Consider the following 21,147-nt stretch of genomic DNA (forward strand, 5'->3'; position numbering starts at 1 on the left):
AATGGATCTGTTGTTACTCATGGCTAAACGCTCCTGGCGCGCACTGCTGGTAGCGACCCTGACGGGGCTGACCTGCGGCCTCGCGGCGGCCGGCCTGATCGCCAACATCAACCACAGCCTGGAGGTGTTCGATAAGCTGCGCCCGGTGGATGGCCTGCTCTTCGCCGGCCTGGTGGTGTTGGTCGCGGTGTCGCGGATCATCTCCGACATCAGCCTGCTGCGCCTGGGCCAGGCCGCGGTCAACGACATGCGCCTGCACCTGAGCGCCAAGCTGATCGATACGCCCTATGCGCAATTGCAGCGCCTGGGCAAGCATCGCCTGCTGGCGATGCTCACCGACGATACGCAAACCATCAGCCAGGCGGTGGAGTTGGTACCGATCCTGCTGGTCAATGTCGGGATCATCGCCGCGTGCCTCGGCTACCTGGGCTGGCTCAGCCTGCCGCTGCTGGGCCTGACCCTGCTGCTGATCGCCCTGGGCAGCCTGAGCTTTCACTGGCCGCAACGCCGGGCACTGACCTCGATCTCCCGTGCCCGCGAGCTCAAGGACCAGTTGTTCAATCAATACCGCCTGCTCACCGATGGCAGCAAGGAACTGCAACTCAACCACCCACGCCGGCAACATTTCTTCACCCGCCTGCTGATACCGGTCAGCCAGCAATACCGTCGCGACTTCGTACGCGGCATGAGCATCTACGCCCTCGTACTGAACTGGGGTAACGCGGTGTTCTACCTGCTGATCGGCGTGGTGCTGTTCGCCGCACCGCATTTCATCGACCTGAGCGCGAGCCTGGTCACCGGTTACATCCTGGCGATTCTCTACATGATCACGCCGCTGTCGGAACTGATGAACGCCTTGCCGACCCTCGGCCGGGCCAGCGTGGCCCTGAACAAGATCCGCGCCCTGGAAGGCCAGATGCAGACCGCTGACGAGAGCATCGACATGATCTCGCCGACCCAGGTTCGCAGCCTGGTGTGCCGCCAGGTCACCCACACCTACTACCGCGAGCGCGAGGACGGGCATTTCACCCTGGGGCCCATCGACCTGACCCTCAATGCCGGCGAAGTGGTGTTCATCACCGGCGGCAACGGCAGCGGCAAGACCACCCTGGCCTTGCTGCTGACCGGGCTGTACCGGCCGGAAAGCGGCGACATCATGCTCGACGAGCAAGTGTCCTCGAGCAACGACAACCACCATTACCGGCAGCACTTCTCGGCGATCTTCACCGACTTCTGCCTGTTCGAGAACCTGTTCGATGGCGACGATCCGCACCTGGTGAAACAGGCACAGGACTACCTGGTACACCTGCAGTTGGACCACAAGGTGAAAATCGAGGAAGGCAAGCTGACGACGCTGGCGCTGTCCACCGGGCAACGCAAGCGCCTGGCGCTGCTCAGTGCGTACCTGGATGATCGCCCCTGCTACCTGTTCGACGAATGGGCCGCCGACCAGGACCCGGTGTTCAAGCACTTTTTCTACACCCGGATCCTGCCGGACCTGCGCGAGCGCGGCAAACTACTGATCGTCATCTCCCATGACGACGCCTACTTCGGCCTGGCTGACCGGCTGATCCGCATCGAACATGGCAAGCTCAGCGAAGTCGCTCCGCAGGCTGATGCGCCCTGCCTGGCTGAAATGCTGTCCACCTGAGAGTGCGCCCACAATTCCAGGGCAACCCCCAGCCCAAATGTGGGAGCGAGCTTGCTCGCGATGGCGTCGGCATATTCAGCATTGATGCAAGCTGTCCCGCCGCTATCGCGAGCAAGCTCGCTCCCACAGGGACTTGCTGTGCCAGAAAAACCACGTGAGGGTAAGGATTGAACGTGCGCTCAACCCTCCTCATAGATGTAATGCAGATAGCTCACCTGCTCTGCCACCGGCAGGCGGTGCAGCTTGGGGCAGGATTCGCAAAGTACCGGCGGTTGGCCTTCGACCGGTTCGTGCAGTTGGTAATGCAGGCAACAATGCCGGCGCAAGGGCAGGCATGGGCAAATCTGCGGTGCCGGTGATTCGACCATGCGTTGCAGGCCGCGCAACTTCAAGCGTCCGTTGTTGACCGTGACCGGTTCCAGCCACTGGTGTGCCTCGGCGAAGCCGTCCCTGGACAGGTCGGGGTCCATCCTGGCGAACGCCCCGTCCCAGATGGCGACGAAGTTGCCCCACAGTATCTTCGGAGCCAGGCCACCGGCAGCGGCCAAGGTGCTGAACAACGGCGCCAGGTGCTCATGGACCAACCGCGACCAGTACACGGCGCGGCCATCCGCGCCCAAGGTCGACAGCCCGGCGGCCAGGCCCAACGCCGAAGGCTGGCCGTCGTCGTGCAACAGCACAGCGTCCTCGCCCCAGAACTCGATCGCGCAACCACGCGTCAGCACACAGGCCAAGGTGGCCGGCAGGACAATGCTCATGTAGTTCATCGACCACTGTGAAACCACGGCAGCGCGGTTCACCCCCGGGTAACGCAAGGCAAACCGGATCAGCAAGGGTTGCAGTACCGCAGGGTCGGCAAGCTGGCTCAACGCGATGCAAGGCTGATCGCCAGGTTCCTGCCGGATGACCCGCTGTATCGGCGGCCAGGCCTGGTGAAGCCATTCTGGAAATTCGATAACGGGGCTCCCGTGGCTTTCCCTAATTAATGCAAACGATTAGCATTGGCTGATCCTATCCTCCCTCCCCTGCAAACTCAACGTCGTTAGCGACCAGGCTCACCAAGACCACATGCACACACTTCGCAATTTCTGGCGTCTCGCGCGGCCTTTCTGGGCATCCGAGGAGAAATACCCGGCCCTGTTGCTGCTGTTCGCCACCGTGGCGATGACCCTGTGCCTGGTCGGCGTCAATATCCTCACCAACTTCTGGAACCTGCATTTCTATAACGCCTTGCAGGCCCTGGACTACCACGGTTTCATCGTGGGCAGCCTGCAGTTCATCCTCCTGCAGATCGGCATGGCCGCCTTTACCGTGGGCGCGTTCCACTTCCAGCAGAAGCTGACCATCCGCTGGCGGCGCTGGGCGACCCGCAACATGCTCGATCAATGGCTGGGCAGCCAGCGCTACCAGAAGCTGAAGCTGACCGAGACCGACGTCGACAACCCCGACCAACGGATTGCCGAGGACATCGACCTGTTTATCGTCAAGTCGCTCAAGTTGAGCCTCGGGTTGTTGACGTCGGTGGTGTCGCTGTTTTCCTTCCTGCATATCCTCTGGCAGGCTTCCAGCCTCGTCAGCGTGCCGCTCAACGACCAGTCGGTGGTCATTCCGGGACTGCTGGTGTGGATCGCCCTGCTGTATGCGCTACTGGGCACCGGCCTGGCCTTCTGGCTGGGTCGCGCGCTGCCCAGCCTCAATTTCATGCAGCAGCGGCGTGAAGCGGACTTTCGTTTCTCGCTCATCCGCCTGCGGGAGAACGCTGATTCGGTGGCGCAATACCGGGGCGAAGTCGTGGAGAACGAACGCTTCAACCAACGCCTGGAGGCAGCGCTGGAGAACTTCTGGGCGCTGGTGAAGAAGCAGAAGCTGATCATGGGCTACTCGACCTTCTACTTGCGCAGCGCGACGGTCATCCCGATGTTCATCATGGCGCCACAGTTCTTTGCCGGCGCCTTTCCCCTCGGCCGTCTGACACAGATAAGCGCGGCCTTTGGCGAAGTACACGCGGCCATCGCCTACCTGGTGAGCGTGTTCCCGGAGCTGTCGGAATGGAAATCGGTGATCGACCGGCTGGTTGGCTTCCAGGAGCGCCTGGACAACGTCGAGGTCAAGTCCCAGGTCAGGCTCGAACAGCAGGCCAGCGGCCTCGACATCAAGGACCTGGACATCTGGCTACCGAACGGTCGGCCATTGTTCAAAGGCTTCAACCTTTCCCTCAAGCCCGGTGACAGCCTGATGATCAGTGCGCCGTCCGGCTACGGCAAATCGACACTGATCCGCACGATTACCGGGCTTTGGCATCACGCTCGCGGCTCAAGTGGCTACGACCGTGAGCGGGCCCTGACACTTTCGCAGAAACCCTACCTGCCATTAGGCAGCCTGCGCGAAGCACTCTGGTACCCCAACCCACCCCGCCGCGAAGAGGATGGCGCGCTGCGCCAGATCATGGAGCAAGTCGGCCTGCAACACCTGGCCGAACAGTTGGAAGAGGAACGGGACTGGGCGCAAACCCTCAGCGTCGGCGAACAGCAACGCTGTGCGTTCGTCAGGGCCCTGCTGGCCCGTCCCACAGTGCTGTTTCTCGACGAAAGCAGCTCGGCGCTGGATGCGGCAAACGAAGCGCGCTGCTATCAGTTGCTCAAGCAGACGCTGCCGGACACGATCCTGATCAGCGTCGGGCACAGCGCCTCCCTGGAGCACTTCCATTGGCAAGTCCTTGAATTGCGGGACGAGGCGCAGTGGGTGCATCGAAGGGTCAAGCAAGCAGTGTGAGTCCGCCAGGACAAACGCTGAACCTCTTGTGGCGAGGGGATTTATCCCCTCGCCACAAAATCCTCCGTGCCCCAGTCAATCGAAACCCTCTTCGCACATTGGCATGCAGAGTTTGTGGTCTATAGTTGCTGACAGATCCAAGATTTCGCTCGGGCCCTCAGGAGCAACACCCCCTCGAGCCGTAACCGTGTCGGGCCCACCAGCCTTCGGTAGTGAACAATGCAGGGAGCACATCATGCCGATCCAGCGGCCTGAGACACTGAGGTTGGCCCCTGGCACTGTCCATCGCGCGCAGGCCGATGGCGCTACCGAATCCGGCGTGTTTCGGCGCGGCTTCGACCAGGCCAAGGAAGCCTACATTCTGTTCCCGTTGCTGGCTGCGCTTCTGTTGCTGGCCATCTGGATCGCGACGCTGTATCTGATCAAGGTCGAACATATCCGCGCACAGCAGAGCGCGGCGACGGCAAGCCTGGAGATGGGCGCCACCTACGAAGCGCAAATGTTGCGCGCCATTCACGAAATCGATCAAACCCTCAAGCTGGTCAAGTACACCTACGAAGCCGAGGGTGAGCCTAATCCCCTGCGCCGCCTCCAGGAACGGGCCTTGCTGCCGCCGGCCTTGGTGTTTGACGTCAGCGTGGTCAATCCGGACGGCAGGCTCGTGGCAAGCAGCCGGGTCAACGACCGGGAAAACATCGCTGACCCGGATGAGCAGCAAACGCTGCGGCACAGCGACTCACTGTCCATCAGCCACCCATGGAAAAGCCCTGTCACCGGAGAATGGCGCTTGCGCTTCAGCCGGCGACTCAACGCGGCGGATGGCGGGCTTTCCGGGATCGCCAGGGTCGAGGTCGATGCCGCCTATTTCGTCAGCAGCTACGACGCCTCGAAACTCGGCGACCAGGGTGCGCTCGGACTCCTGGGCACCGACGGCATCTTCCGCGTGCGGCGCACCGGGGAAACGGTACTGGCCGGTGATACGGTCGATTACACCGCCGTGGTGCCGGACACTGAAAACACCGAGGCGGTGCTCTCGGTCAATGGCTGGGACGGGGTGCGGCGCTACACCAGTGCCCGTCAGCTCTATGACTTGCCGCTGGCGGTGATCGTGGGGTTGTCCGAGGAGGAACAATTGGCCGCGGTGAACCAGCAAGCGCGAACCTATCTCTGGCGCGCCGCGGGCGGCAGCCTGGTACTGGTGCTGTTGGTGGGCTTGCTCGCCCGGATGAGCTGGCAACTGGCACAAAGCCGTTTGCGCGCCGCCGAAGCCCAGACTCAACTGGCCGCGGCCGCACGCCAGGCCGGCATGGCCGAAATCGCCACCAACGTCCTGCACAACGTAGGTAATGTACTCAATAGCGTGAATATCTCCGCCGACCTGGTCACCCGCAAGCTGCGCACTAGCAAGGCCTTGGGGCTTGGCAAGGCGGTACAAATGATGAACGAGCATGCCGAGGACCTTGGGGATTTCATCTCCCACGACGAAAAAGGCAAGCTTCTGCCCAGCTACCTGAACCAACTGGTGGACGCGCTGGCGCTCGAACAACAGAGCATGACCGAAGAACTCGGCCAACTGAGCAAAAGCGTTGATCACATCAAGGAGATCGTCGCCGCCCAGCAATCATATGCAGGCACCTCCAGCCTTGCCGAAACCGTGCAGATAAAGGAACTGATCGAGGATGCCCTGCGCATGAACGCCGGCATCATCGCGGCGCATCGAATCACCGTGGTGCGCAACCTGGCCGAAACACCCGTGCTGCAACTGGACAAGCACCGGGTGCTGCTGATCCTGATCAACCTGATAAAGAACGCCAGCAGGGCCATGGATGACCGGCCGGAGTCTGCCCCTCAAATCATCCTCCAGAGCGAGATCCCCCAAGAAGACACCCTGGTGATCAAGGTCATCGACAACGGCGAAGGCATCGCGCCCGAGAACCTGACACGGATCTTTGCCCATGGCTTTACCACGCGCAAGGACGGCCATGGCTTTGGTCTGCACAGCTGCGCCCTGGCAGCCATGGAAATGGGCGGTTCGCTGGAGGCCCATAGCGATGGCCCGGGAACAGGGGCGACCTTTACGCTCAAATTGACGATCTAGACGCTTCGCTGCGTGGTAGTGCGCAGTTTCAGCCAACGTTTCAAGGAACAGACTAATGGTCATCCACGCAACGAGGTCACCTTGAGCCCATGGTGAACAAGCCCAACGCAATGGCCCTGGTAGTCGTGACGCTGTACGCCGGCGGCGCCAGTGCTGACGCGGCCGATATGTTCTCGCTGAGCAGTTTCGGCACGGTGGGGATCGTCCATTCCAGCGAGAAAAGAGCCGATTTCACCTCCAGTATCTTCAAGCCCAATGGCGCAGGGCATTCGCGCAACTGGAGCGCCGACGTCGACAGCCTGATCGGTGCCCAACTGACCGCCACCGTCACCCCGCAGCTTTCGGCCGTGGTGCAGGTCATTTCCGAGCAGCGTTACGACAACAGCTACCGGCCCTTCGTCGAGTGGGCCAACATCAAGTACCAGTTCACACCGGATTTCAACGCCCGCATTGGCCGTACCGTGCTGCCGACGTTCCTGGTGTCCGACACGCGCAAAGTGGGCTACACCCTGCCCTGGGTGCGGGCGCCCATGGAGGTCTACAGCTTGATGCCGATCTCCAGCAGCGACGGCATCGATGGCAGCTACCGGTTTCGTGTCGATGAAATCACCAACACCGTGCAGGCTCACTACGGCCAGACCGACAGCCGCCAGCCCGACGGGGCCGGCAAGGCGCTGACGAGAAATTTCTGGGGGATCACCAACACCACCGAGCTCGACGCCCTCACCGCGCGCATCACCTACATGAAAGCCGACTTGACCCTGGAGCAGTTCAACTCGCTCTTCGATACGTTCAGGGAGTTCGGTCCGGAAGGCATCGCCATCGCCGATCGCTACGACTCCGATGACACCCCCGTCGACTTTTTCGGCGTGGGCGCCAGCTACGATCCGGGCGACTGGTTCGTCATGAGTGAATGGGGCCGTCTCGACAGCCGCTCCGGCCTGGGCAGGACCAGCGCCTGGTACATCAGCGGCGGGTACCGCATCGAAGCGTTCACCCCCTATGTCACCTACGCGCGCTCCAAGACCGAAACAGAAGTCTCCAGCCCGGGCCTGACACTATCGGCCTTGCCACCGGTCCTGGCGGGCACTGCCGCCGAGCTCAACGGTGCCCTCAACACCGTCCTGGGCTCGAACGAAGGGCAGCAGACCCTTTCCCTTGGCGTGCGCTGGGACTTCACCAAGAACATGGACGCCAAAGTGCAATTCGATCACACACGCTTCAAGGGCAACTCGGTCGGTCCGTTGATCAATCCCCAACCGGACTTCACGTCGGGGGGCTCGCTCAACGTCATCAGCCTAGCTGTTGATTTTGTCTTCTGATGGAGCAGGCCATGTGGGTTGTGAGACGCATCGGAATCGCTGTGGCGGGGCTCGCCCTGTGCGCCGCCAGCGCTGCCGTCAAGGCCGACGTGGTGGTGGTCGTCGCTACGTCGAGCCCAGTGAAGACGCTCGCGCGCAATCAGGTGGCGGATATTTTTCTGGGCAAGACCAGTCGTTTTCCCGGCGGTGGACAGGCGACTCCCATTGACCAGACAGAAGACTCACCGACCCGCGATGAGTTCTACACAACGTTCACCGGCAAGTCCGCGTCCCAGCTCAAGGCCCATTGGTCAAAGATCATCTTTACCGGTCGGGGCCAACCGCCGCAGGCGGTTTCAAGCAGCGCAGAAGTCAAGAAACGTGTTGCCGAGAATCCCGACACCATTGGCTATATCGACGCTCGGGAGGTGGACGGCAGCGTCAGGGCACTGCCGATCGAGGCGCAATGAGCATCATCGTGGCTCAAGCTGTCGAGCCTCTTGCCTATCCCGGTTGTGCTTGTAGCAACATCTTGAACTGATCGGCGGGCACCGGCCGGTTAAAGTAAAACCCCTGAAATTCGTCGCAGGCATTTTCCCGTAGAAAATCGGCCTGCTCCTTGGTTTCCACGCCTTGGGCAACCACGGTCAGGCTGAGGGTTCTACCCATTGCGATGATGGCCTCGGTCAGGGCTTTGTCTTCCGACACGCTGGTGACATCACAGATAAATGAGCGATCGATCTTGATGGAGTCCAGCGGAAATTGCTGGAGGGCGGAAAGCGAAGAATAACCGATACCGAAATCATCAATGGCGATCCGAATCTTCAGGCGTTTAAGTCCGGTCAACACACTCAACGCTCTTTTGACATCCTGCATGAGCAGGCTTTCGGCGATTTCGAGTTCCAGCAGACTCGCCTCCATACCGGTTTCAGCCAGTATCGCAGCGAGGTCCGTGAGTAGATTCTCATCGGCAAACTGGCGCGCCGTCAGGTTCACGGCCATCCCCAGATGCGGCAGGCCTTGTTGCTGCCAGGCAACGTTTTGCAGGCAAGCGGTCTTGAGTACCCATTTGCCGATCGGCACGATCAAACCGGTCTCTTCGGCAATCGGAATGAACTGCATCGGCGCGACGATGCCCAGGTCGGGGTGATCCCAGCGCAAGAGCGCTTCCATGCCGGTGATCTGGCCGCTGCGAATATCTCGCTTGGCCTGATAGTGCAGCTGGAACTCCTGGCGCTCCAGGGCATGGCGCAAGCTCAGTTCCAGTGTCAGTCGTTCCAGTGAATCCGCGTTCAGCTTCTCGGAATAGAATTGGAAATTGTTCTTGCCTTGTTGCTTGGCCTGATACATCGCGATATCGGCATTTTTCTTGAGTGTCTGCTCATCCAGGCCATCCTGCGGAAAGACACTGATACCGATACTGGCGGTCACACGGAACTCATGGTCCTGGACGTTAAAAGGCCGGGCAATGGTGGACAGGACTTTCTGGGCGGTGATCGCCACGTATTTGTCCTCGGACAGCTCTGGCAGCAATATCACGAATTCGTCGCCGCCCAGTCGGGCGACGGTATCGCTGGCGCGCAGACAGGCCGTGATTCGCTGTGCGACTTCTTGCAGCAACTGGTCGCCGGCATCATGCCCAAGCGTGTCATTGATGTGCTTGAAACGGTCGAGGTCAAGGAAAAGCACCGCCAGTTGCCGATGATAACGGCTTGCCTCGCTGATACTCTGACTCAACATCTTACTGAACAGACTGCGATTGGGCAGCGACGTCAGGCCGTCGTGATAAGCGAGGTACTCGACGCGTTCGGCGTAGGCTATTTTCGCTTCGGCGGCTCGCAAACGGCTTTGCACCAGTTGCCAGCTCATCCGGCTCAACAGACTCACCAACAATACCAGCAACAGGCTTGCGCCCGCCGCCCTCCACAGATAGGTGTGTGCTTGTCGATTCACCGCCGACAGTTGCTCCTCCTCGGATAACCCGACAATGATCGCCAGCGGATAATCGTAGAGTTGGCGGGCACTGGTGTAGCGCCGTACGCCGTCCCATCCATTGATCGCGAGCACCGCCTCGGTGGTTTCATTGTCCGGCACCACTGCCGTGTAGTCGACCGCGTCACCGGCCAATACCACCTCCCCGGTGCGCCATACCCGGAAGATGCCATCGGTTCCGAGGAGCCCGAGTGTGCCCTGATTGCCGAGTTTCGAGGCATCGTAGCTACTGACGAAATAAGCCGCATCGACCTCGACCATCGCGATCCCGGAGAACGCGCCGTCCGCCGAATTCAGCCGCCGACTGAAGCGCAGCTTCCATTCCCCCGTTACAGGATTTTTCCAGGGGCGACTGATCGACAATACATTGTCACGCCTCAACGTTTGCAGCTCATCCTGAGCGACCCTGCTTCCAGCCTCGCTCGGCTGCGTACTCGCGACGACCATGCCGTCAGCATCAACCACGCTGACGTCAAACAGGAAAGGCGGCGGCAACAACGCCCGCGCCTTGAGTTTGGGCAGCGGGTTTTGTTCCCCTTCGGACTCGTAGGTGTATTTGACGAGCTTGAGGGTCTGATCGATTTCACGCACGGCCCGCAGAATTTGCGCTTCGTACGTGGCCGCGATTTCCACACTCGCCGCGGCAGCGCTCTGCTGCGCGCGCACCTGTTCGACCTTGATCAGGTACAAGGTGGCCGCCCAGATGCTCAGCAACAGGAAAACCGCCAGCAGCGGAAATAAAATGTAAATTTCTTTGGCTTGGTCAAACCCGCGCCGAAACAGGCTGTTCGTGGTAACTGAAACAGAGTTTGCAGAATGGGCAATATCAGTGGCCGACCTCAGTATATTCGACCGTTGGATCGGCATGGTGTGCTCCCTGCATCGCTTCACTGCTGACGGCTTGCGGGAATCCGACGCGGTTACGGCTCAAGGAGTCAATTGCTCCTGGTCGGCCACACGAAAGGATTCCGGGTCTGGTGAAAACTATAGACTACAAACTGCGTCTGTCAGGGCCAGGGCTTACTAGAGGGCCAGAGCGCCATTTTCAAGCAATCGCATCAATGTGATGTTGGCGGTTATCAGGCTCCCCCCCAAGGAGCCCCTGCTGCCAGGATTTTATTGTCGGGTTGAATGGCCACAGCCCATTTTTTGGTTTCGTAGCCTTGAAAGCTGAAGCATTGACGCCCGCCGTGAGAATTTTTCCATCACTGAGTAATTTCGATGAGCCGCCAAAGAGGCTTTGGTCGAGCGTGAAAAATGCCCTCCCCTCATGACCAAAGCCCGGGTCAAGATCCCCAGCTACGTGAGTTGTCTTTTGCGTAGCCATGTCCATTTCTCTTTTAAAGTAAGGATGGGGCTACAGATATAGGGTGAAAGCCTCTCGCCTCACTACTGTCAGAGATGACAGTAGTGACAAGCGGCGTGTCCTCAGGCCGTCTCTTCCTGCACCAGCCGCTTGAGCAGGGCTTTGGCGGCAGCTTCGGATGAAGCCGGATTCTGACCCGTGATCAAATGTCCATCCTCGACCACATAGCTCGCCCAGTCGGCAGCCTTGGAATACTCGCCGCCTTTGGCTTTGAGCATGTCCTCCACCAGAAATGGCACCACGTGCGTCAACCCCACGGCCTCCTCCTCGGAGTTGGTGAACCCGGTCACCTTCTTGCCTTTCACCACAGGCTGGCCATCCGGGGCTTGAACGTTCTTGAACATGCCAGGGGCATGGCAAACGGCGGCCACAGGTTTATTCGCGGCATAAAAGGCTTCGATGAGGGTCTTCGAATCCGTGTCCTCGGCCAGGTCCCAGAGCGGCCCATGACCTCCAGGGTAAAACACCGCATCGAAGTCATAGGGGTCAATCTCACCCAGCGGCACCGTACTGGCCAGTACCGCTTGGGCCTTCGGATCGCTGCGAAAACGGCGTGTAGCCTCAGTCTGGGCGTCCTCTTCATCGCTTTTGGGGTCCAGCGGCGGCTGTCCGCCCTTGGGAGAGGCAAGCGTGACAGTTGCCTTGGCGTCGACAAACACGTAATAGGGAGCAGCGAATTCTTCCAGCCAAAACCCGGTTTTCTTGCCGGTATCGCCCAACTGATCGTGGGATGTAAGGACCATTAGAATGTTCATATGAGCCTGTCCTCCAAGTGTTGACGGGCAGCGAGATCGCCACCCTGCACTACTTTCAGAGGTCGCCCGGGAGCAGACGTTCAGTGGGCGTCGCGATGCCCCTTCCAACTGGCCGGTCCCGATGGACTTTCCGGGACTCTCGTTTTACCAGCCTCGGGAGCTTGCCGGCACGCCATCCAGTTCACCAGTTGCATGCCACCGGGGCGCAATTCGATCCGGGCAACCGGTTTCGGAAGGAGCTTTGGGACGAGTACTACGGGGCCGGGCAAACCGCGTAACAACCCATCCGGGCGGCCTGCCGGGTGTTTTTCTTGGTAAATCCTGTGCATTCGCGGGTCTTTGCTACCCTATGGGGTGACGCATGCAAGCGTTTCCCTGATATCCAACTCCAAAAAGAGTGCATTTGTGTCAGTGATTCCCCTAGTGGTGTGTGACGACTCCAACATGGCCCGTAAACAGGTCCTACGTGCTCTGCCCGCGGACTGGCCGGTGTCCGTTACCGAGGCCGTCAATGGTCGCCAGGCCATGGACGCGATACGCCAGGGCCTGGGCCAGGTGGTACTGCTCGACCTGACCATGCCGGAGATGGACGGTTATCAGGTGTTGAGCGCCTTGCGCGACGAAGGGTTGAAGGCGCAAGTCATCGTGATCTCCGGTGACGTCCAGGATGAAGCGGTACGCCGCGTGCTCGAGCTAGGCGCGCTGGCGTTCCTGAAAAAGCCTTTCGACGAAAACGAACTGCGCCAGACCCTCACCCGGGTGGGACTGTTGACCCAACCCGGCAAGGTGCCGCTGCAGAATCGTTCGGCACCGGACGCGGCCATCAGTTTTCACGACGTGTTCCGCGAGACCGTCAACGTTGCCATTGGCCAGGCAGCCGCCCTGATCGCCAAGGTCTTGGGCGTCTTTGTGCAACTGCCGGTGCCCAATGTGAACATTCTCGAAGTCGGTGAGCTGCATATGGCGTTGAACGATGCCAGCAGCTCACAGCAACTCACGGCTATCTGCCAGGGTTTTATTGGCAGTGGCATCGCGGGTGAAGCCCTGCTGATGTTTCACGACTCGGAAATCGCCGACATCGCACACCTGATGCAACGCCAGAGCAGCGACTATTCCGACCTGGAAATGCTGCTGGACCTTTCCAGCGTCCTGATCGGAGCTTGCCTGACCAGCATTGCCGATCAGATCGATGTGGGATTCTCTCAAGGTCACCCACAGATTCTCGGCCAACACGCGGCGATCGATGAGCTGATCCGAGTCAACCGCAAGCGCTGGAAAAAAACCCTGGCAGTGGAAATCAGCTACAGCCTGGAAGGGCACGATATTCGTTTCGACCTATTGCTGCTGTTCACGGAGGACTCCATCGAACGGTTGACCCACAAACTCGCCTATCTGATGAACTGAGCCATGAACGATTCCATTGATCTGAACGAGTTTCACTGGTTGCTTGCCGTGGTTCAGAGCATCGATGTCGGTGTGGTGGTGCTCGACCGCGACTACCGCGTGCAGGTCTGGAACACCTTCATGGAGAACCGCTCCGGGGTGCAGCCAAAGGATGCCCACAATCAGCTTATCTTCAGCCTGTTCCCTGAAATCGATCGCCAATGGTTCAGCCGCAAAGTGGAAAGCGTCGCTACCCTCGGCACGCCAGCCTTCACCGTCTGGGAGCAGCGGCCGTATCTGGTGCGGTTCGAGAACTATCAGCCGATCACCGGCAATGAAGAATTCATGTACCAGAACACCACGCTGTTACCGCTGCGCTCGCCCGACAACAACATCAAGCATATCTGCCTGGTGATCTATGACGTCACCGATGTCGCCACCAACCGGCATCAGTTGCAAGCCGCCAATGCGCAACTGCAACAGCTCTCCAGTACCGATCGCCTGACGGGCCTGTACAACCGCGGCCATTGGGAGGAAAGCCTCAGGGCCGCCTATGCCCGGCACCAGCGCTATGGCAATGCGTTGAGCCTGGTGATGCTAGATATCGACCACTTCAAGCGGGTCAACGACACCTACGGTCACCAGGCCGGCGACAAAGTCATCGAGCAGGTCGCCAGGCTGCTGCGCGAGCACGCGCGCGACTCCGATGTGGTCGGGCGGTATGGCGGTGAAGAGTTTGGCGTGGTGCTTTCGGATACCGACAGCACCGGTGCGCAAACTTTCGCCGAACGCATGCGTCACTCCGTAGAGGCGCTGGAGGTGGTGTACAACGACCAGCGCATCCGCTTCACCATCAGCCTGGGGGTGGCCGACCTGAACCAACCCTCGAACAGCCACGCCGACCTGATCGCCTGGGCGGACCAGGCGCTGTATACGTCGAAGAAGACCGGGCGTAACCGGGTGACGGTGTACGAGCAGGTTTAGCCTGCGGAGATTGGTTCAATGAGCACATTTAACGCAGTCTCGGATTCCGTGCAGGCCCTGATATTGAAACGCAACGGCTGGGTACCCAACAACCCGCGCCTGCCCGTGCTCGTCTACCCCGGCGCCATCGCCGTTCGGGACGGCGATGCGGCGGCGTTGATCGAAGAGACTTTTCGCGCCAATGGCTGGCCCCCGCAATGGCGTTACGGGATTTACAACTATCACCACTACCATACCGAAGGCCATGAAGTGCTGGGCGTCGCCAGTGGCCAGGCGCGCTTGATGATTGGCGGTCCGCAGGGACATGTCCTCGAGGTGAAAGCCGGTGACGTATTGCTGCTCCCCGCCGGTACAGGCCACTGCAACCTGCACGCCAGCGAGGATTTCCTGGTGGTCGGCGCCTACCCTCCCGGTCAACAGGCCGACATCTGCCGTGAAGCACCGAGCGAAGCCCAACTGGCGAAGATCGCCAGCCTGCCATTTCCCGACAGGGATCCGGTGCAGGGGCGCGAGGGGGCTGTCGTCCGGTATTGGACAAGCCGGCGATAGCACCCAGGCGGCGCTACCAGACCCCGTCCAAAAGTACCTTCGCCGCACTGAACGACCGCTAGTCCCACGGCCCGTCATCTCTCTGAACTTCCGTCCGGAATCGCCCCTCTGCCCTTTACCCACTATCGAGAGAGGCAGGACGTCATGAGAGCACTCACCTATCACGGTGCCCACAGTGTGAAAGTCGATACGGTCGCCGACCCCATCCTGGTGGACAGCGACGACATCATTCTGCGCGTTACCGCAACGGCGATTTGCGGTTCCGACCTGCACCTCTATCGCGGGAAAATTCCCGCCGTCGAGCACGGCGATATCTTCGGACATGAGTTCATGGGCATCGTCGAGGAAACGGGTTCAGCGGTGACCGCAGTGCAACCCGGCGACCGTGTGGTGATTCCATTCGTGATCGCCTGCGGCAGCTGTTTTTTCTGCCAGATGGATCTGTTCGCCGCTTGTGAAACCACCAACACCGGGCGTGGCGCGATCCTGAACAAGAAGGCCATTGCACCGGGCGCGGCGCTTTTCGGTTTCAGCCATCTGTACGGCGGCATACCGGGCGGCCAAGCCGAGTACGTACGTGTTCCAAAGGCCAACACCGGGCCGTTCAAGGTACCGGGGACCCTGTCGGACGAAAAGGTCCTGTTCCTCTCGGACATCTTGCCGACCGCGTTTCAAGCGGTCACCAACACCGGGATCGGCAAGGGTTCGAGTATCGCGATCTACGGCGCCGGGCCCGTCGGTCTGTTGAGTGCCGCTTGCGCGCGGATGCTGGGCGCCGACCAGATCTTCATGGTCGATCATCATCCCTATCGCCTGGCCTACGCGCAGCAAACCTACGGCGTGATTCCGATCAACTTCGATGAAGACGACGACCCTGCCGACACGATCATTCGTCAGACCAGAGGCATGCGCGGCGTGGACGGTGTGGTCGATGCGGTGGGCTTCGAGGCCAAGGGCAGCACCACCGAAACGGTACTGGCCACGCTCAAGCTCGAAGGCAGCAGCGGCAAGGCGCTGCGCCAATGCATCGCGGCAGTCAGGCGCGGCGGTGTGGTGAGCGTGCCGGGGGTGTATGCCGGTTTCATCCACGGCTTCCTGTTTGGCGATGCGTTCGACAAAGGCCTGACCTTCAAGATGGGCCAGACCCACGTGCAGCGTTATCTGCCCGAACTGCTTGGCCATATCGAGACCGGTCGTTTGTCCCCTGAGGTGATCATCAGCCACCGGATGTCGCTGGAGCAGGCCGCCGAGGGCTACAAGCTTTTCGACAAGAAGCAGGAGGATTGCAGGAAGGTCATTTTGACGCCGGGCAGCCCGCACGTGGCGTTGCCGGAGGGTGATGTGCCGAATGGTGCGATGGCGCTGACTTGAGACTTGGCGAGTTCATGGTGGTGAGGGGAACTCAAGGGCTGCTGCGCAGCCCGGCGGGAGCAAGCTCCCTCGCCACAGTGTTCAGTCTACGGCCTGGTGGTGAGAGGGGTTGCGCCATACTTGCCCATCAGTTTCAGCGTCACCCCGTTGGTCCAGCCAAAGCCGTCCTGCAACTCATATTCGCCGCCTCCTCCGCCATCGCCACGCCCGGATAAATCGTATTTCTCTACCAGCTTGTTCTCCTTGCGGTAGAGGTTCTGGACCTGCTGCAAAAAACCACTGCCAATCTGCTGCGCCAGTGCCGTTTGCTGGTAGCGGTCCAGCCCCTCCACCGCCACCCATTGCAGCGGTGCCCAGCCGTTGGGCTCATCCCACTGCTGGCCATTGTTGACCTGGGTGGTGGCGATGCCGCCGGGGCGCAGCAGGCCTTCGCGTACCGCATCGGCGGTGCGATTGGCGTGCTCGCCGGACGCCAGCCCCGTGTACAGCGGGAAAAGCGTCGCGGCCGTGAGCTGTTGGCGTTGCTGGTTGCGTTGCCAGTCGTAGTCCACATAGAAGCCCTTGTCGGCATTCCACAAGTGCTTCTCGATGGCATGTTGGCGCAGCTCGGCGCGCCGACCGTAAACCTGGACGCAGGGGCTGTTCTGCACCGTCTCGCAGGCTTTGGCGATGGTTTTTTCGAGATGATAGATCAGGCTATTGAGGTCCACAGGCACGATGGCCGTGGTGCGTATGCTCGCCAGGTCCTGGCTATCGTCCAACCAGCGGGAACTGAAATCCCAACCGCTTTCGGCACCGGCACGCAGGTCACGCCAGACCTCTTCCCTGGGCCGGTGCGGCGCTCGCTCGGCGGTGCTGACATCTTGCAACCAGGACTCCTGTCGAGGCGTCGCGCTGGTATCCCAATAGCGGTTGAGCACACTGCCATCGGCGAGTTTGACCACGTGTTGCGCGGCCGCGCCCGGCTTGAGCGCCTGGGCGCCCTCCATCCAGTAGGCATACTCTTTCTGCAACTGTGGCAGGTATCGCCCATAGGCCTGATCGCCTTCGATACGTGCCTGCAACTCCACCATATAGGCAAAGAATGGCGGCTGCGACCGGCTCAGGTAGTAGGTGCGATTGCCATTGGGGATATGGCCGTACGTATCGATCATGTAGGCGAAATTGTCGGTCATCTGGCGAACCCGGGCCCTCTCACCGCTTTGCTCGAGCCCCAGCATGGTGAAGTAGGAATCCCAGTAGTACATCTCGCGAAAGCGCCCGCCCGGCACCACATAGGGTTGCGGCAACGGCAGCAAACTGCTGTATTGCGGCACCTGGCTGTAGCTGCGGCTCAACACCGGCCAGAGGTTGTCGATGTGTTCTTCGATCGAAGCGCCAGGTTTCGATGCCGGGCTTTGCGCCTCGCCGGATTCGATGAAATTGTCTTGCACGAAAGTTTTCAGATCAAAGCCATCGCTGCCCCGGCGAGCCAGGTAATCGGCGCGGATTTTCGCAGGATCACGCTTGGGCAGCGCATCCACGAAGTGTTTCTGGTCAGTGAAAAGCTGCCCGCGTTGCACCGCTTCGAACAGCTCAGGGTAGGCCTGGTCGGGCGGCAGATTGGCTCGCCCCTGGGCATCTTCATAACTCCATGTCGCGGCCGGTTGGCTTGAGCAAGCCGCGCAGAACAACGCGGCGAAGGACAGGCTGGTGAAATCCATAGGTCGCATAGACAGCTCCATCATGTTGTCGATCCTGACAAACGACTGACATGAAGGAATGGCCTGGGTTCATAAAAAGCCCTCCTACTTGAAGGCCTCTGGATATAACGCTCGCGCCTGCCGCTCAGAAATAATATCGGCATAACGCTCCGACTGCTCCCAGAAGGCTGCGCACGATGAACATCGATGCAGACGGGAATGGAGAACGATGCTCATGGCAAGTTCAGGGGGATGCTGGCCGGACTCCCATAGCGCCCGGCAAACCGGGCAACCTTTTTTCTGCCATTGTGTGCTCATCAAAACTCCCCGCAGCAATCCACCCGCTATTCGGCCCCGAAACGTTTTCCGGTCCACTGTTGCCTTTTTCCCCATCAGCCTGGCGATGGTAATAGAGAAGCTGGGGCCCCCCTCGTAAATTTCATATTGGTCTGTCCAATTAGAAAAACAACAAATTGGTCTTGCCAATATTTTCCTCGGCGTGTAGTTTTTGGGCGAAGCTCGTCCGAACGGGTCACAGCCCGTCTACAACAAAAAAGAGCTCCGGTCGCGGCAACCGGGCGCTCGCAACCCTCCTGCGCGTGTAGGCACCCGTTGTCTGCGCGCCAGCCAAGGAGCATCGACATGTTGACCGTCATCTGTAACGAACCCGGCTCGCTAAGCAGCATCGAACGTGACAAACCGGCCAGGAGTCCAGGAGAGGTGCTCATCCGGGTCAAGCGCGTCGGGGTCTGCGGCACTGACCTGCATATCTTCACCGGCAACCAGCCCTACCTCGAATACCCGCGTGTCATGGGTCATGAGTTTTCCGGGGTTGTAGAAGAGCCGGACAGCGCCAGCGACCTCGCCATCGGTGATGTTGTCTACGTGATGCCCTACCTTTCCTGCGGAACCTGCATCGCCTGCCGCCAGGGCAAGACCAACTGCTGCACCCGTATTCAAGTGTTGGGGGTTCATTGCGATGGGGCTTTCACTGAATACCTGAGTGTTCCCCACCAATTCGTACACAAGGCCGTGGGGGTTACCCTCGATCAGGCGGCGATGATCGAGTTCCTGTCCATCGGCGCTCATGCTGTGCGGCGCTCAAATGTCCAGGCGAGTAAACGCGCACTGGTGGTCGGCACCGGGCCGATCGGCATGGCGGCGGCGATCTTCGCCAGCCTGCGCGGGGCGCAAGTCACTGTCCTGGATACCCGTGAAGATCGTCTTGCGTTTTGTAAGCAACACTTGGATATCCACGCGGCCGTGCAAATCGGCGAAGGTGACAAGCAGGCCCTGGCCGAACTGACAGAGGGCGATTTTTTCGACGTGGTGTTCGATGCCACGGGCAATGCCCGGGCCATGGAGCGCGGGTTCGAGTTCATCGCCCACGGCGGCACCTACGTGATGATTTCGGTGGTACGGGACTCCATCACCTTTTCCGACCCGGAGTTTCACAAGCGTGAAGCCACGCTGATGGGCAGTCGCAACGCCACCCAGGAAGACTTCCGGCACGTGGAAGAATGCTTGCGCAACGGATTGATCCCGGACGCCGCCCTGAACACCCATCGACTGACACTCAGCGACGTCGCCCATTCGTTCAGCACCTTGCTCGACCCCAAGCAGGGTGTCGTCAAAGCAATCATCGAGTGCTAGGAGGAAGACGCACCATGAACCCGCCGTCTTCTTTGCTTGTTTTAACCCCCGGTGATGATGTTGCCGTGGCTCGAGGCGATATTGCCGAAGGGCAACAGCTGAACGCCGACGGCGTCGCGCTGGTCGCCCGGCAGCCGATTCCGTCCGGCCACAAGATCGCCCTGCGCCGGGCGCTAGCAGGACAACGAGTACTCAAGTATGGCCAGACCATCGGCCAGGCGACACAGGACATCGAGCCTGGCGATCATGTCCACGTGCACAACCTGGACATGCCCACGACCAATGCCGAACAGAGCGTGCAGAACGTTTATATACCTACCGTGCTCAGCGGTGAGCCGGCGACGTTCGAGGGTTTCGTGCGCGATGATGGGCGCGTTGGTACCCGCAACTACATCGGGGTTATTTCCAGCGTCAACTGCTCGGCAACCGTGTGCAAACACATCGCCAATGCCTTCTCTGCCGAGCGCCTGAAAGACTTTCCCAACGTCGATGGCGTCGTGGCAATTACCCATAGCAGCGGCTGTGGCATGGGGGCCACGGGTGAAGGCATCGATATCCTCAAGCGTACCTTGCGCGGCTATGCCGATCACCCCAACTTCGCTGGCGTGCTGTTGATCGGCCTGGGTTGCGAGGTCAACCAACTCACCCCCTTGATGGATGAACTCGGCGATCGCTCAGCGCTGCTCAAGGCCAGCCTGATCATTCAGGACGCTGGCGGTACTCGCGAAGCCGTGCAGCGTGGCATCGCCCATATCGAGCAGATGCTGCCGATCATCAACGACTTCCAACGTACTGCCGTGGCGGCCAGCCACCTGAAGGTCGGTCTGCAGTGCGGCGGCTCGGATGGTTACTCGGGGATTACCGCCAATCCGGCACTCGGCGCCGCTGTCGACCTGCTAGTGCGCAATGGCGGCACCGCCATTCTGTCGGAAACGCCGGAAATCTATGGCGCCGAACACCTGCTGACAGCCCGCGCCGCCTCCGCTGATATCTCGGCAAAATTGATGGCGCGGATCCATTGGTGGGAAGCCTACGTACGCCACAACGACGGTGACATGAACAACAATCCCTCGCCTGGCAACAAGGCCGGAGGCATCACCACCATCCTGGAGAAATCCCTGGGTGCCGTGGCGAAGGCCGGCGCCAGCGGACTGATGGGCGTTTACCAATACGCTGAAACGGTGGATGCCCGAGGCCTGGTGTTCATGGACACGCCCGGCTACGACCCGGTGTCTGCGACCGGCCAGGTGGCGGGAGGCGCGAACCTGATCTGCTTCACCACGGGCCGCGGTTCGACCTACGGGTGCAAGCCCACACCATCCTTGAAAATCGCCACCAACACCCGCCTGTTCCAACGCATGGAGCTGGACATGGACTTCAACGCCGGAGGCATTGTCGATGGCCTGGAGTCGGTGGCCGAGGCCGGTGAACGGTTGTTCCAATTGATGCTCGATACCGCTTCCGGACGCCGCACCTGCAGTGAAGAAAACGGTTTGGGCGACAACGAGTTTGTGCCTTGGCAGATTGGCGCGGTGATGTGATTGCCGCACCACCGCGCCCACATGAATGAACAGCATCAAGCGCCTATGG

The 21,147-nt window shown here is 60.3% G+C and carries 16 protein-coding genes; 11 read left to right on the forward strand and 5 right to left on the reverse strand.

From position 1 onward, the window contains the following. Nucleotide 1: 1 nt before the first annotated feature. The gene (locus PSH86_RS18000; protein ID WP_305483982.1) at nt 2-1,651 is read left to right on the forward strand and encodes a cyclic peptide export ABC transporter; all 1,650 of its coding nucleotides are present in this window, start codon (nt 2-4) and stop codon (nt 1,649-1,651) included. 179 nt (nt 1,652-1,830) lie between these two features. Here the strand turns inward: PSH86_RS18000 and fhuF are convergent, their stop codons facing one another. Then, nucleotides 1,831-2,520 carry a siderophore-iron reductase FhuF gene (gene fhuF, locus PSH86_RS18005; RefSeq protein ID WP_163858215.1) on the reverse strand — a complete coding sequence of 230 codons (690 nt, stop codon included), beginning with the start codon at nt 2,518-2,520 and terminating at the stop codon, nt 1,831-1,833. Between the two features lie 199 nt (nt 2,521-2,719). On the opposite strand from fhuF, the gene PSH86_RS18010 reads away from it, so the two are divergent. The 4 genes from PSH86_RS18010 to PSH86_RS18025 all read left to right on the forward strand — a co-directional run bounded on the left by PSH86_RS18010 (nt 2,720) and on the right by PSH86_RS18025 (nt 8,292). Continuing rightward, nucleotides 2,720-4,423 (forward strand): ABC transporter ATP-binding protein/permease, encoded by a 1,704-nt coding sequence (locus tag PSH86_RS18010; RefSeq protein WP_163858213.1) that lies wholly within the window; start codon nt 2,720-2,722, stop codon nt 4,421-4,423. Nucleotides 4,424-4,658: 235 nt separating this feature from the next. Continuing rightward, a complete protein-coding gene (locus PSH86_RS18015; protein WP_163858211.1) occupies nt 4,659-6,521 on the forward strand; it encodes an ATP-binding protein in 1,863 nt (620 codons plus the stop codon). Nucleotides 6,522-6,610: 89 nt separating this feature from the next. Continuing rightward, nucleotides 6,611-7,843, forward strand: coding sequence for a porin (locus tag PSH86_RS18020; protein ID WP_116832677.1), 1,233 nt, complete (start codon nt 6,611-6,613; stop codon nt 7,841-7,843). A gap of 11 nt (nt 7,844-7,854) precedes the next feature. Then, nucleotides 7,855-8,292 carry a substrate-binding domain-containing protein gene (locus PSH86_RS18025; protein WP_109753175.1) on the forward strand — a complete coding sequence of 146 codons (438 nt, stop codon included), beginning with the start codon at nt 7,855-7,857 and terminating at the stop codon, nt 8,290-8,292. A 34-nt stretch (nt 8,293-8,326) separates the two neighbouring features. On the opposite strand, the gene PSH86_RS18030 is transcribed toward PSH86_RS18025, so the two are convergent. The 3 genes from PSH86_RS18030 to PSH86_RS18040 form a co-directional block, all read right to left on the reverse strand. Beyond that, nucleotides 8,327-10,681, reverse strand: coding sequence for a bifunctional diguanylate cyclase/phosphodiesterase (locus PSH86_RS18030; protein ID WP_305483993.1), 2,355 nt, complete (start codon nt 10,679-10,681; stop codon nt 8,327-8,329). A 178-nt stretch (nt 10,682-10,859) separates the two neighbouring features. Then, on the reverse strand, nt 10,860-11,141 hold the full coding sequence (locus tag PSH86_RS18035; RefSeq protein ID WP_305483995.1) for a hypothetical protein: 282 nt from the start codon (nt 11,139-11,141) through the stop codon (nt 10,860-10,862). Nucleotides 11,142-11,242: 101 nt separating this feature from the next. Continuing rightward, nucleotides 11,243-11,935, reverse strand: a complete 693-nt coding sequence (locus PSH86_RS18040) for a type 1 glutamine amidotransferase domain-containing protein (protein WP_305483997.1) — start codon at nt 11,933-11,935, stop codon at nt 11,243-11,245. Between the two features lie 444 nt (nt 11,936-12,379). Here PSH86_RS18040 and PSH86_RS18045 point away from each other — a divergent pair, with 444 nt between their 5' ends. The 4 genes from PSH86_RS18045 (at nt 12,380) to PSH86_RS18060 (ending at nt 16,222) form a co-directional block, all read left to right on the forward strand. After that, complete coding sequence (locus PSH86_RS18045) at nt 12,380-13,339, forward strand: response regulator (RefSeq protein ID WP_232201532.1); 960 nt, start codon at nt 12,380-12,382, stop codon at nt 13,337-13,339. A gap of 3 nt (nt 13,340-13,342) precedes the next feature. Then, nucleotides 13,343-14,302 (forward strand): diguanylate cyclase, encoded by a 960-nt coding sequence (locus tag PSH86_RS18050; protein ID WP_116832681.1) that lies wholly within the window; start codon nt 13,343-13,345, stop codon nt 14,300-14,302. 18 nt (nt 14,303-14,320) lie between these two features. After that, nucleotides 14,321-14,851, forward strand: coding sequence for a cupin domain-containing protein (locus PSH86_RS18055; protein WP_163858207.1), 531 nt, complete (start codon nt 14,321-14,323; stop codon nt 14,849-14,851). 144 nt (nt 14,852-14,995) lie between these two features. After that, on the forward strand, nt 14,996-16,222 hold the full coding sequence (locus PSH86_RS18060; RefSeq protein ID WP_163858205.1) for a zinc-dependent alcohol dehydrogenase: 1,227 nt from the start codon (nt 14,996-14,998) through the stop codon (nt 16,220-16,222). A gap of 86 nt (nt 16,223-16,308) precedes the next feature. Here PSH86_RS18060 and treA read toward each other — a convergent pair whose 3' ends face one another. After that, nucleotides 16,309-17,934 carry an alpha,alpha-trehalase TreA gene (gene treA / locus PSH86_RS18065; protein WP_305484001.1) on the reverse strand — a complete coding sequence of 542 codons (1,626 nt, stop codon included), beginning with the start codon at nt 17,932-17,934 and terminating at the stop codon, nt 16,309-16,311. Between the two features lie 612 nt (nt 17,935-18,546). On the opposite strand from treA, the gene PSH86_RS18070 reads away from it, so the two are divergent. Further along, nucleotides 18,547-19,557 (forward strand): zinc-binding alcohol dehydrogenase family protein, encoded by a 1,011-nt coding sequence (locus tag PSH86_RS18070; RefSeq protein WP_163858201.1) that lies wholly within the window; start codon nt 18,547-18,549, stop codon nt 19,555-19,557. A gap of 14 nt (nt 19,558-19,571) precedes the next feature. Beyond that, a complete protein-coding gene (locus tag PSH86_RS18075; protein ID WP_305484004.1) occupies nt 19,572-21,098 on the forward strand; it encodes a UxaA family hydrolase in 1,527 nt (508 codons plus the stop codon). Nucleotides 21,099-21,147: the final 49 nt, after the last annotated feature.

The organism is Pseudomonas sp. FP2300, from assembly GCF_030687595.1.
GTDB lineage: Bacteria > Pseudomonadota > Gammaproteobacteria > Pseudomonadales > Pseudomonadaceae > Aquipseudomonas > Aquipseudomonas bijieensis.